Genomic DNA, 12,099 nt, shown 5'->3' with positions numbered 1-12,099 from the left:
GACCTCAGTTCTTCCGGGCCCGCACGAGGCGGCGCAGTTGGGTCATCCGGGCCGCGCCGATCGTCGTGGCCACGATGGTCGTGCCGACGCCGGCGATGAACAGTGCCAGGGCGAGCGGCAGGGAGCCTTCCATCCAGAGGAAGTTGACCTCGACGCTGCCGGTGTTCTGCAGCATGAAGATGATCAGCACGACGAGGCCGACCACGGCGGCGCAGATCCCCAGCCAGACGCTACTGATCCGGGTCCGCGGCACCCTCGGCGGCACCGGTTCGGACAGCTCGTCGACGGCCGACGGCGGTGTGGCTGATACCGGTGCGGCGGCTGCCGGCTCCGGAGGTTTGGACGTGTTTCGGCTGCGGTGAAGTACGGACATGACATCCCCTACAGGAGGGCCGGTGTGGCGTGCACCTCAACTGGGATGTCGTCGATTCCGGAACTGCCCCAATACTACGCCTGTCTGGACCGGAAAGCCCTTCCACGACTCTGATCAGAGCAGGCCTGCGTCATGGATGCGGTTCGCTATCTGCACCCGGTTCGTGGCTTCCAGCTTCATCATGACGCGTGAGACGTGCGCCTTGACGGTGGCCATACTCAGGTAGAGCTCCTCGGCGATCTGCGCATTGACCTTGCCTTCGCCGACCGCGATGGCCACCTCGCGTTCGCGGACGGTCAAGGTCTCGGCCAACGACCGCGCGTGGATGACCTGCTGGGTTTCCGGCTCGTCGTCACCCAGCCGGGCGATCAGCTGGGCGGTCACGCTGGGGGAGAGCATGTGGTCGCCTGCGGCGACCTTGTGCACCGCCTCGACGATCTGCGCGGGTGGGGTGTGTTTGAGGAGGAATCCGCTGGCTCCACCGCGGAGGGCCCGCAGCACGTAGTCGTCGGCGTCGAACGTCGTCAGCACGATCACTTTGGGCGGTGCCGGTTGACCCATCAGCCGGGCGAGGGCCTCGAGGCCGTCCAGTCGGGGCATCCGGATGTCCATCAGTACGACGTCGGGCGCGGCCCGTGCGATGAGTTGGAGCCCGGTCCGGCCGTCGTCTGCTTCGCCGGCCAGCTCGATCGTGGCGTCGTCGCGCAGGATCATCGCGAGGGCGGCGCGGACGAGCGCATCGTCGTCGATGATCACGACCCGGATCGGAGCACCGGCAGGCCCGTTCATGCCGGCCACGGCAGCCAGGCGCGGACGACGAAGTCTCCGTCGGAACTCACGTGCTCGAGGCGGCCACCGATCAGCTCGGCGCGTTCGGTCAGCCCGAGCAATCCGAGACCCGAGCCGGGTGTCGCACTCACCGCGGAGCCGAGCCGCAGGGGGTTCCGTACCTCGAGCACGAGTTGCCCACCCGGCCGCCCGCTGAGGGTGACGTCGACCGCGGTGTTCGGCGCGTGTTTGCGCGCGTTCGTCAAGCTCTCCTGGATCATCCGGTACGCACTGCGCCCGATCGCGTCGGGCGCGCCCGCCAGGTTGTCGATCTGGTTGTGCAGCCGAACCCTTGTGCCGCCGCCCACGGCCTCCTGGATCAGTGCAGGAAGGTCGAGCAGGGTCGGTTGCGGGCGCTCCGGTGGTGAGTCGGCTTCGAGTGTCCGTAGGACGCCGAGGATCTGGTGCAGGTCATTCAGGGCGCTGTGGGCGCTCTGCCGGGTGATAGCGGCCGCTTCGGCCACTTCGGCGTCACTCAGCGCCCGGCAGTACTCCAGCGCGCCGGCGTGCAACGCCACCAGGGACAGTCGGTGGGCCAGAGCGTCATGCATCTCGCGGGCGATCCGGGCCCGCTCGGTGACTTGCGCCTGCTGGACTCGCAGGCCCTGCTCGCGTTCTGCACGGTCCGCGCGTTCCCGCAGGCTGGCCAGCAGGTCCCGGCGGGCGCCGATGTACATGCCGATGGCGATGATCGCGCTCACGAAGACCACCGTGAACAGCACAGAGATCGGCAATGCCGCCTGGCCGGGCTGGGTCTCGAAATAGACGACGGAGGCAACCACACCCACGACCGCCAGCGGCACGATCTCTCGCCATCTCCGTCGGGTTGCCATCGACACGGCGGTGACGACGACGGCTCCCGATGCGGCGGAGGAAACACCTCCGATGGCGCTGACGAGCAGGGCGATGGCCAGTGGGTAGCGCCGTCTCCAGCGCATCAACACGACGCTGACGACGCCGAGGAGGAGATCAAGGGCCAGGTACGGACGGAGGTTCCAGCTGTAGGCGTTGTAGAAGGTCGCAGTCCAGAAGCCGGCGCCGACGATGATGGCGAAGAGGTAGCGCCACGTCGACTGCCAGTGGCTCAGCGGAGGTGGTGGAGCGGCTTGGATGGCGTCCACCCTGCCCACGGTACGGGAGGCAAGTGATTCGAGGCAGGGACCGCGGACCAGCCGACCCCCTACTGCGGGCTACGCAGGTCTATCCCGTGGTCTCCGGTCCTAGCGCTGCGGCCTGATGTGCCGGGCCTGGGCTCGGGCCCAGGCTCGACCCATGATCACAGTCGAAGAACTCAGCAAGCGCTACGGCGCACACCAATCCGTCGACCGGGTGTCCTTCCGGGCGCAGCCCGGATCCGTCACCGGCTTCCTCGGTCCGAACGGGGCGGGCAAGTCGACCACGATGCGCATGATGACCGGGCTGACCCCGCCGTCCGCGGGTCGCAGCACCATCCTCGGCGTCCCGTACGCCCAGCTCCCCAACCCGGGCCGGCACGTCGGGGTCCTTCTCGATGCCTCCGCGCAGCACACCGGGCGGACCGGACGAGAGATCCTTCGCCTCGGCGCCACCGTCATGGGCCTCCGTCGCCAACGGGTCGACGAGATGCTCGAGATCGTCGGCCTGTCCGGCGCCGAGGGCGACCGTCGGGTCGGCAACTACTCCCTCGGCATGCGGCAGCGGCTCGGCATCGCGCACGCCCTGCTCGGCGACCCGCAGGTACTGATCCTGGACGAACCGGCCAACGGACTCGACCCGGCCGGCATCCACTGGATGCGCGGGCTGCTCAAAACCTTCGCCGACCGAGGCGGGACCGTCCTGCTGTCCTCGCATCTCCTGCACGAGATCGAGGTCATCGCCGACCACCTGGTCGTCATCGGCCGCGGTGTCATCGTCGCCGACGGCAGCAAGACAGAACTGCTGAACGCTGCGGGCACGCTGGTCCGCGGCCTCGAACCGGACGCCTTGGCCCACTGCCTCGACGCCGCCGGCTACCCCTACCAGACCACCCCGGACGGCGCCTACGTCGTGGAGGCCACCCGCGAGCAGATCGCCGCGGCCACCGCGCAGCACGGTGTCGTCGTCACCGAGTTGCGCGGCGCGGACGGCGCCGGACTCGAGGACATGTTCCTGCAGCTCACCGCCGACGACGCACGAGAGAAGGTCTCCGCATGAGTACCGCGACCCACCAAGCACCGTTCCACTTCGAAGCAACTCCGGACCCGAGCGTGACAGCCGTCCCCTTCAACCGCCTGCTGCGGGTCGAGCTGCGCAAGCTCGTCGACACCCGAGCCGGCTTCTGGCTGCTCACCGCGATCGGCGTCATCACGGTCGCCGTCATCGTCGTGTTCCTGTTCGTCGCCGATCCGGACCAATTGACCTTCATCAACTTCGTCGGCGCGACGGCGACCCCGCAGAGCATCCTGCTGCCGGTGCTCGGCATCCTTGCGGTCACCGCCGAATGGAGCCAGCGCACCGGGCTGGTCACCTTCACGCTCGAACCGAGCCGGATCCGCATAGCGGTGGCCAAGCTGGTCGCCGTGGTCCTGGTCGGCCTGCTCGCGGTGGTCGTGGCGCTCGGAGTCGCAGCCCTGAGCAACGTGGCCGGGATGGCATTCATGGACGGCGCCGGCAGCTGGAACGTCGGAGCTGCCAATGTCCGCGACTTCTTCGCCGTCCAGCTGATCGGCATCCTGCAGGGCTTCGCCTTCGGCATGCTACTGATGAACACCGCCGCCGCCATCGTCTTGTACTACGTGATCCCGATCGCGTGGAGCGTGCTCTTCTCGATGGTGGGCGCACTCGAGCACTCTGCCCCCTGGCTCGACCTGAACACCGCCATGGCACCGGCCTTCGAACAGCAGACCTTCCAGGCCGGGGACTGGGTGCACATCGCAGTCGCCGGGACCATCTGGGTCGTCCTGCCACTTGCTCTTGGCCTCCTGCGGCTGCTCCACCGCGAGGTGAAATCCGCCTGACCGCGCCGTCGCAACTTATGACCCGCCGATCGCATCCAGCTGGGTAACCAAGGGGGAGCTTCGATGAAGAACGGATCGAGAGCGATGGGGGTGCTGGGAGCGGCCGTCCTTGCGGCGGGTCTGCTACCCGGAACAGCGATCGGAACGCCGGGCACAGCCGCGGCGCCGAGTACCGCCTCGACACCCTGCGCGGTGGCCTTGGGTTCCGTGTCGGCATCGGGCGACCACCAGGGGCAGGGTCTCTTCGCGACGTCGCCGCCCACGAACCACGGCATCGGTGTCGTGCTCCGTGACCTGTATCCCGACGGACAGGCGCGGCTCAGCACCGCCATGGTCCAAGAAGGCACTGCCGGCGGCCTCAGGGTCCACGGCTACGTGGTGATCGGCTCGGCGCTGTACAGCACGTCGTACGACAGCATGGATCCCGAGTCGGTCCGCGTGGGACGGGTCGGTGGCGGCTGGGGACCCTTCATCGCCTTGGAAGAGTCTCGCTATGCACCCGGCGGAAGCTTCCAGCGAAGGACCGAGTACGGACTGCGGAGCGACGGCGTCCTGTTCCGGTGGACCCCCGATGCCCGAGGCGTTTGGCGGAATGCCGGGTCCGCCCCGGGGTTCGCCTCGGTGAAATCGATGGTTCTGATCAGCAAGACGCAGACCTACGACACCTTCCTGGCCAACACCAAGGGCGGTGCGCTCTACACCATCCACATCCCGACGAGCGCACCGATGAAGCCGGTGGTGAAGAAGGTGCGTGGCTCGACCTGGCAGGGATTCGAGTCGCTGGTCGCGGAAAAGTGCGGCAGCCGGGGGACGCTCCTGGTCGGCATCGACAAGGACACCCATACCGCCCATATGTACGCCGTAGGCCACGCGCAGGGCACGTCCACCGTCATCCGCAGCATCGGCAAGATCTCCGGTACCTTCGACGCCCCGGTCTATTTCCGCTGGGCAACTCTGGACTTCGACGAGCTCTTCGGCGAATAGCCGGCGAGCACCGGGAGAACGGTCTGCCTCGTCGGCTCAATGGATTCTGAGGCTCTGGAGCATGGCCTCGAATTCGGCGAAGAATTCGGGTGCGTCGGCGTCGCCCTGCTGCGTCCTTGCCCAGGCGAGCAGGGTCCTGCCATCGAGGTTGACGACGGCGATCCGGAGAGCGAGGTCGGATTGCAGGCCGAAGCAGGCTTGCACCGGGGTTGTCGCAGCGGGGCAGCCCAGCGTGCCGTCGAGTGCCCGTGTGGCGGTGCCGGTCAACAAGGTCGCCTGTTGACCATCGACGGTCGTCGTGCTCTGGTCCACGAAGGTGGCTCCGGCATTCACCAGTCCGAGGAGGTAGCTCGGGTAGTCCTTGGGTGGCGGCTGCGGGGTGGTGCCGTCCGGGTGGTAGACCACGACCGGAAGAAGAAACCTGACGCCATTCTGGCCGGTGACCGCGCCCCAGCTGATCAAGGTCTTCGTGTCCTCGCTCGGCTGCGGTTCGAGCGAATTGGGCAGCGTGACGGTGAACGGCACCGAAAATACCTGGCTGGTGAAATTCGGTGAACCCGGCGCCGATGAGGGCGGCACGCCGGGTGATGACTGGTCTTTCGCACTGCAGCCCAGTGGAATTGCCGTCAGTGCCGCGATGGCGAGCATCGAGCTGACCCAGCGGGTTCGGCCGCTCATATTTCTCACTCCTTCACTCGGCGCCACCATGCAATTACTCGCACCAATCGAGGTGCGCCGTACTCCTTTGACGGTGCGCCTGATTCGCGCCGATCACCAGAGTTGACCACGCTTTCGGTCGTGACGTTTCGGGCGTTGGAAGGTTTCGGCGTTTGAGAGGTGGCGGAGCGGATCGGGCAGTGCGACTGTGGTTTAGGGGGCAAACATGAGAAGATTGTCATCACGTTATTGGGCATTGGCGCTGGGATTCGCGCTGATTGCCACCGGAGCAGCCTGCAGCGGCAGCTCGTCGGAACCGGAAACGATCGAAAATCCTGGCCCGCTGTCATTGAAAATCGGAACCGCCGACGACGATTCGCGGCCGGGTGGCCTGGCGATCGTGGAGTTCGTCGATCAGGTCAGGACGCTGTCGGGCGGGAAGATCCTGGTTTACCCGGTCTGGGAGGCAGCAGGCGAAGGCGTCCAGCAATGGGACCAGGTGGTCGCACGGATGCTGAAGGACAAGGAACTCGACCTCGCCATGATCCCCAGCCGCAGCTGGGACACCGAAGGTGTGACCACTCTGCGCGCGCTGAACGCGCCGTTCCTGGTGACGTCGGATGCGCTTGCCGACAAGATCGTCACCGACAAGGACATGTCGGGCCAGTTGATGGCCGGCCTCGACAAGGCCGGCGCCACCGGTCTCGCGCTGATGCCCGAAAGTCTGCGCCACCCATTCGGCTTCCATCAGGCGCTACTTGCCCCGGCCGCCTTCCAAGGCCAGGGAATCCGCACCGCGAAGTCGGATCTCGGTGACGCGACGATCCGTGCGCTCGGTGGCAAGCCGGACGACCCGGTCGGCGACGCGGTCGAGGCCGGCATCAGAGACGGCACACTGGCCGGCGCCGAGACGGGATTCGTCCTCTCCGACGGTCTTCCGCTCCCCGGGATCGCGGCCGCGAACGTCACCTTCAGCACCAAGGTGAACACGCTGGTGGCCAACTCCGGGATGCTCGGCGGGTTGTCGGCGGAGAACCGCGAGATCCTGCAGAAGGCAGCCGAGGCGACCCGCGAGTGGGTTCTCGTTCACCGGACCACCGAAGCCGCCAATGCGGCCGCCTACTGCAATCGCGGCGGCAAAATCGTCAAGGCGAGCGCCGCCGACCTGCAGGCACTCGACCGGGCGGTGCAACCGGTGTACGCCGAGTTGGACCAGGACGCGAGTACGAAGGCGATGATCGACCGGATCCGGGAGCTGAAGTCGTCCGTGCAGATCCCCGCGACCGGCGTCGGCGCACCGTGCTGACACAAGCGCCCAGGGAGAGTCAGTCGGCCCCGCCGGGAAGCGAGGGGGTCAGACCGTCGAGGATCAGGTTGAGGCCGAACTCGAACTCGTCGCCGAAGTCGTAGCCGGGTTTGAGGTAGTACTCGGTCGCCATCTCGACCAGATGGGGATAGTCGCCGGCGGCGAAGTGCTCCATGATCGGCTCGGCGACGCTGCCCACGGTCTCGGGCCCTTCGAACGGCAGCGCGGCCTCCTGTACGGCGAACCCGTACACGTAGGCGTCCAGCAGGGCGTACGCGTGAGCGGTCATCGCCCGCGAGAAACCCGCCGCCCGCAGCGTGGCGATGACCGCGTCATGATGCCGTAGCGTCGCCGGCCCCGGGGTCGTCCGCGACTCCATCAGCGCGATCGCCCAGCTGTGCCGTCGCAGGACCTGGCGGGCCGACACCGCGCGCCGCTGGATCTCCGCCCGCCAGTCGCCGGTGGCCGACGGCAGCTCGATCTGGCTGAAGACGAAGTCGACGATGCCGTCGAGGATCTCGTCCTTGTTGGCGACGTGGTAGTACACCGACATCGGTTTGACCCCGAGTTGCTGGGCGAGCGAACGGATCGTCAGCGATCCGAGCCCGCCCGTGTCGGCGACCGCGACCGCGGCGCTCAGCACCCGATCCCGGCTGAGCCGGGTGCGCTCCTGGGGCTTGTCGGGTTCAGATCTTTTCATCCCCGGACCATAGCAGTTTCGTACAAAGTACGATACGTTAACCGTACTAAGTACGAAAGACCATCGGTGCGCGGGGCACCGACGTCGGTTCCGCCCCTCGATCACACTCAGAGGAACACCATGGCCAGCAGCACCACCACATCCACCATGCGGGCGATCGTCCAGGACAAGTACGGCTCGGCCGACGTCCTGCGCCACGACCGGATCGCCCGGCCCGAGATCAGCGGCGACGAGATCCTCGTCCGCGTCCACGCAGCCGGCCTCGACCGCGGCACGTGGCACCTGATGACGGGCAAGCCGTACCTCCTCCGCCTGGCCATGGGCCTGCGCGGACCGAGGAACCCCGTGCCCGGGCGCGACGTCGCCGGCACCGTCGAGGCCATCGGACCGGAGGTGACCAAGTTCGCCGTGGGTGACGAGGTGTACGGCGTCGCGCCCGGCTCGTTCGCCGAGTACGCCGTGGCCCGCGAGAGCAAGCTCGCCCGGAAGCCGGCCAACCTGTCCTTCGAGCAGGCCGCGGTGGTCCCGATCTCCGCGCTCACCGCCCAGGATGCGGTGACCGTTGGCCGGGTCCAGGCCGGCCAGCACGTGCTGATCTCCGGTGCCTCGGGTGGCGTCGGCAGTTACGCCGTACAACTGGCCAAGGCCCTCGGGGCCGAGGTCACCGGCGTGGCCAGCACCGCCAAGCTCGATCTGGTCCAGGCACTCGGGGCGGACCACGTCATCGACTACACCCGCGAGGACTTCACCGCGACCGGCAACCGCTACGACGTGATCATCGACATCGCCGGCAACCCGTCACTGTCCCGGTTGCGGCGCGCGCTCACTCCCACCGGAACGGCCGTCGTCACCGGTGGCGAGGAGGGCGGCAGTCTGACCGGCGGGATGAACCGGCAGTTGGGCTTCCTGATCGTGTCGCTGTTCATCCGCCAGCGGCTGACCATGGTCCTCAACAAGGAAAGCGGCAGCAATCTCGAACGGCTCACCGCCCTGATCGAGGCCGGCCAGGTGACGCCGACCGTCGACCGCACCTACCCGCTCGACCAGGCCCCGGACGCCATGCGCCACCTCGCCGCCGGAAAGGCCCGCGGAAAGGTCGCCATCACCATCTGACCAGCATCACCACACCTGCACGTCAACAGGGGGGAACTGTCCGTGATCACCATCGAAGGACTCACCAAGAAATACGGCAGCACGCTGGCCGTCGACGACGTCAGCTTCACCGCCGCCGCAGGGCGGGTGACCGGCTTCCTCGGCCCGAACGGAGCCGGCAAGTCGACCACGATGCGGATCATGGTCGGGCTCACCCGGGCCACGTCCGGGACCGTCACGATCTCCGGGCGCAGGTTCGCGGACCTGCCGAACCCAGGCCTCGAAGTGGGCGTTCTCCTCGATGCGTCCGCTCAGCACGCCGGCCGCACCGGCCGCGAGATCCTGATCCTCGCCCAGCGGTTCATGGGGCTGCCGCGCAGCCGCGTCGAGGAGATGCTGGAGGTGGTCAGCCTGACGCCGGACGAAGCGTCCCGGCGGGTGGGTGAGTACTCCCTCGGCATGCGTCAACGGCTCGGTATCGCGACCGCCCTGATCGGGGACCCGGAAGTGCTGATCCTCGACGAGCCCGCCAACGGGCTGGACCCGGCCGGCATCCGCTGGATGCGCGACCTGCTGCGCGGGTACGCCGACCGCGGCGGAACCGTTCTGCTGTCGTCTCACCTGCTCCATGAGATCGAGGTCATCGCCGACGACATCGTCATGATCGGCCACGGCCGGATCGTCTCCCAGGGGACCAAGACCGAGCTGCTGCACGCGGCCGGCACCGTCGTACGCGCGGCTGACCTGGCCCACCTCGAGCAGGCTCTGAACACCTGGGGACTGGCCACGAGCCCGTCCGGCGACGGCGCTCTGCGGACCGACGCGGACGCCGCACTCGTCGGGACGGTGGCGCTCGAGGCCGGTGTCGCCCTGACCGAACTGCGCGCCGCCGAAGGCGCCGGCCTGGAGGAGATGTTCCTCGAAGTCACCTCGGCCACTCAGCGAGAAGGAGCACCGGCATGAGCGCCATCGCAGCAGGAACCATCCGCACCGGCCGAGCCACCGTCGACCGGATCCCACTGAGCCGGATCACGGCTGTCGAGCTCCGCAAGATGTTCGACACCCGCTCCGGTTTCTGGTTGATCGCCAGTATCGCCATCTCCGCCGTACTGGCGGCCGCCGGCGTCATCCTGTTCGCTCCGGACGACCAACTCACCTACTCCACCTTCGCGACGGCGATCCGCTTCCCGGTGGTGATCATCCTGCCGCTGATCGCGATCCTCGCTGTCACCAGTGAATGGAGCCAGCGCACGGGCCTCACGACGTTCACCCTGGTTCCGCACCGGAGCAGGATCATCGCCGCCAAGGCGATCTCGTCGGTCGTCATCGCGATCGCGGCGATGGCGCTGACCTTCGCGGTCGGTGCCGTCGGCAACCTCCTCAGCGCCGCTGTCACCGGCACGACCCTGGTGTGGGACGTGACGGTGACCCAATGCCTGTACTACGTCCTCGGGATGGTCCTGAGCCTGTTGATCGGTTTCATGCTCGGCGTCCTCATCCGCGCCTCGATCGGGGCCATCGTGGCGTACTTCGTCTACACCTTCCTGCTGCCCACGGTCTTCGGCCTGCTGGCGTCGAGTCAGCAGTGGTTCCACGACCTGCAGCCGTGGATCGACATCCAGTTCGCCCAGAGCGGTCTGTTCGTCTTCGACAAGTCGCTGACCGCGGAGCAGTGGGCCAACATCGGCGTCACCGGCATCGTCTGGCTCGTCATCCCCCTGCTCATCGGCCTCCGCCTGGTGATGAGGACAGAGGTCAAGTAGGGGCGCGGTGGCATAGGGTCCATTGCATGGAGGGTTCAGGGGCCAACGCCGCCGGGGCGGATCTGCATCTGGATCTGGCCGCGTCGCGGGGACGGAACGACCTGGTTCGGGCGTTGCACGACTCGATCCGGAGCGGGCGGTTGCCGGCCGGGACCCGGCTGCCGTCCTCGCGGTCGCTGGCGAAGGACCTCGGGATCGCCCGGAACACGGTCGCCGACGCCTATGGGCAGTTGGTGGCCGAGGGGTGGCTGACCGCGCGGCAAGGATCCGGCACGGTGGTCGCCAACCGCGCCGGTACGCCGCCGGACGCCGTACCGCCGCCGGCGTCGTCGTTGTCCGAGGCAAAGAGCTTCCGGTACAACCTGATGCCGGGTTCGCCCGATGTGTCCACGTTCCCGCGGAGTGAGTGGCTGGCCGCGGCGCGGAAGGCGTTGCCGTCGGCACCCAACGAGGCGTTCGGGTACGGCGATCCGCGCGGCCGGATCGAGTTGCGCCGGATGCTCGCGGACTACCTCGCCCGGGCGCGCGGCGTCCGGGCCGATCCGGAGCGGATCCTGATCTGTTCGGGCTATGTGCAAGCGTTGAGTCTGCTCGGCGAGGTGCTGAAGTCGCAGGGTGGGACGACCGTCTCGGTGGAGGAGTTCGGGTACGCGCTGCACCTGGACGTGATCCGGTCCCGCGGCCTCGAACCCGTGCCGGTGCCGGTCGACGAGTTGGGTGTGCAGGTTTCCGGCTTGACTGGTCAGGGTGCGTTGCTCACGCCGGCGCATCAGATGCCGACGGGCGTTCCGCTCGCGCCTGAGCGTCGTACGGCGGCTGTCGCGTGGGCCCGGGAAGCCGGTGCGGTGCTGATCGAGGACGACTACGACGGTGAGTTCCGGTACGACCGGCAGGCGGTGGGTGGCCTGCAGGCGCTGGATCCTGAGCGGGTCGTGTACACGGGGACGGCGAGCAAGAGCCTCGCACCGGGGCTGCGCCTGGCCTGGATGGTGTTGCCGCAGTGGCTGATCGAGCCTGTGGTCGCGGCCAAGCGGACCGCCGACTATCAGACGGCAACGCTGGACCAGCTGACCCTCGCGGAATTCATTGCCTCCGGCCACTATGACCGGCAGGTACGACGGTCCCGTCTGCACTACCGTCGACGCCGCGACCGCCTGGTCGAGCTCCTCGCCGTCCGCGCCCCTGAGGTCAAGGTCGCCGGCATCTCCGCCGGCCTGCACGTCCTCCTCGACGTCCCCGGCGACGCCGAAGACATCGTCGCCCGAGCCGCCCGCCAGGGCCTCGGCCTCAACACCCTGAGCAACTACCACTTCAACCCCGCCGCCTCGACCCGCCAGGCGGTCATCGTCGGCTACGGCACCCCACCCGACCACGCCTACCCCGGCGCCCTGGACCTCCTCTGCCAGGTCCTCGGCGTCTGA

Annotated in this window: 14 protein-coding genes; 9 read left to right on the top strand and 5 right to left on the bottom strand. The window is 67.8% G+C overall.

Going from position 1 to position 12,099, the window contains the following annotated elements; all coding sequences use genetic code 11:
* Positions 1 to 4: 4 nt before the first annotated feature.
* The 3 genes from ACGFIF_RS24090 to ACGFIF_RS24080 form a co-directional block, all read right to left on the bottom strand.
* On the bottom strand, positions 5 to 373 hold the full coding sequence (locus ACGFIF_RS24090; protein WP_393157412.1) for a lipopolysaccharide assembly LapA domain-containing protein: 369 nt from the start codon (positions 371 to 373) through the stop codon (positions 5 to 7).
* A 114-nt stretch (positions 374 to 487) separates the two neighbouring features.
* Positions 488 to 1,162, bottom strand: a complete 675-nt coding sequence (locus ACGFIF_RS24085; RefSeq protein WP_393157411.1) for a response regulator — start codon at positions 1,160 to 1,162, stop codon at positions 488 to 490.
* Positions 1,159 to 2,322, bottom strand: coding sequence for a sensor histidine kinase (locus ACGFIF_RS24080; protein ID WP_393157410.1), 1,164 nt, complete (start codon positions 2,320 to 2,322; stop codon positions 1,159 to 1,161). The genes ACGFIF_RS24085 and ACGFIF_RS24080 overlap by 4 nt, the downstream gene beginning before the upstream one ends.
* A gap of 151 nt (positions 2,323 to 2,473) precedes the next feature.
* On the opposite strand from ACGFIF_RS24080, the gene ACGFIF_RS24075 reads away from it, so the two are divergent.
* The 3 genes from ACGFIF_RS24075 to ACGFIF_RS24065 all read left to right on the top strand — a co-directional run bounded on the left by ACGFIF_RS24075 (position 2,474) and on the right by ACGFIF_RS24065 (position 5,160).
* On the top strand, positions 2,474 to 3,373 hold the full coding sequence (locus tag ACGFIF_RS24075) for an ABC transporter ATP-binding protein (RefSeq protein WP_393157408.1): 900 nt from the start codon (positions 2,474 to 2,476) through the stop codon (positions 3,371 to 3,373).
* On the top strand, positions 3,370 to 4,176 hold the full coding sequence (locus ACGFIF_RS24070) for an ABC transporter permease (RefSeq protein WP_393157407.1): 807 nt from the start codon (positions 3,370 to 3,372) through the stop codon (positions 4,174 to 4,176). Before ACGFIF_RS24075 ends, ACGFIF_RS24070 begins: the two co-directional genes overlap by 4 nt.
* Before the next feature lie 63 nt (positions 4,177 to 4,239).
* On the top strand, positions 4,240 to 5,160 hold the full coding sequence (locus tag ACGFIF_RS24065; RefSeq protein ID WP_393157405.1) for a hypothetical protein: 921 nt from the start codon (positions 4,240 to 4,242) through the stop codon (positions 5,158 to 5,160).
* A gap of 36 nt (positions 5,161 to 5,196) precedes the next feature.
* Here the strand turns inward: ACGFIF_RS24065 and ACGFIF_RS24060 are convergent, their stop codons facing one another.
* Positions 5,197 to 5,685, bottom strand: coding sequence for a hypothetical protein (locus ACGFIF_RS24060; protein ID WP_393157404.1), 489 nt, complete (start codon positions 5,683 to 5,685; stop codon positions 5,197 to 5,199).
* Here ACGFIF_RS24060 and ACGFIF_RS24055 point away from each other — a divergent pair.
* Together ACGFIF_RS24055 and ACGFIF_RS24050 are read left to right on the top strand one after the other, a co-directional pair.
* A complete protein-coding gene (locus tag ACGFIF_RS24055) occupies positions 5,675 to 5,944 on the top strand; it encodes a hypothetical protein (protein ID WP_393157403.1) in 270 nt (89 codons plus the stop codon). The two genes, ACGFIF_RS24060 and ACGFIF_RS24055, sit on opposite strands and share 11 nt — an antisense overlap.
* A gap of 99 nt (positions 5,945 to 6,043) precedes the next feature.
* The gene (locus tag ACGFIF_RS24050; RefSeq protein ID WP_393157402.1) at positions 6,044 to 7,123 is read left to right on the top strand and encodes a TRAP transporter substrate-binding protein; all 1,080 of its coding nucleotides are present in this window, start codon (positions 6,044 to 6,046) and stop codon (positions 7,121 to 7,123) included.
* Between the two features lie 19 nt (positions 7,124 to 7,142).
* Here ACGFIF_RS24050 and ACGFIF_RS24045 read toward each other — a convergent pair whose 3' ends face one another.
* On the bottom strand, positions 7,143 to 7,823 hold the full coding sequence (locus ACGFIF_RS24045; RefSeq protein ID WP_393157400.1) for a TetR/AcrR family transcriptional regulator: 681 nt from the start codon (positions 7,821 to 7,823) through the stop codon (positions 7,143 to 7,145).
* Between the two features lie 120 nt (positions 7,824 to 7,943).
* Between ACGFIF_RS24045 and ACGFIF_RS24040 the strand changes: the two genes are divergently transcribed.
* From ACGFIF_RS24040 to ACGFIF_RS24025, 4 genes are read left to right on the top strand one after another with little or no spacing between them, the layout of a single operon-like run.
* Complete coding sequence (locus ACGFIF_RS24040) at positions 7,944 to 8,936, top strand: NAD(P)-dependent alcohol dehydrogenase (RefSeq protein ID WP_393157399.1); 993 nt, start codon at positions 7,944 to 7,946, stop codon at positions 8,934 to 8,936.
* A 42-nt stretch (positions 8,937 to 8,978) separates the two neighbouring features.
* On the top strand, positions 8,979 to 9,878 hold the full coding sequence (locus ACGFIF_RS24035; protein ID WP_393157398.1) for an ABC transporter ATP-binding protein: 900 nt from the start codon (positions 8,979 to 8,981) through the stop codon (positions 9,876 to 9,878).
* Entirely contained in the window at positions 9,875 to 10,678 is an 804-nt protein-coding gene (locus ACGFIF_RS24030; protein ID WP_393157397.1) for an ABC transporter permease, read from the top strand. Before ACGFIF_RS24035 ends, ACGFIF_RS24030 begins: the two co-directional genes overlap by 4 nt.
* Before the next feature lie 26 nt (positions 10,679 to 10,704).
* Entirely contained in the window at positions 10,705 to 12,099 is a 1,395-nt protein-coding gene (locus tag ACGFIF_RS24025) for a PLP-dependent aminotransferase family protein (protein WP_393157396.1), read from the top strand.

Source organism: Kribbella sp. NPDC049174 (assembly GCF_043197365.1).
Lineage (GTDB): Bacteria > Actinomycetota > Actinomycetes > Propionibacteriales > Kribbellaceae > Kribbella.
Note: the sequence above shows the minus strand (reverse complement) of the source record. Positions and strands in the feature narration are given on the sequence as shown.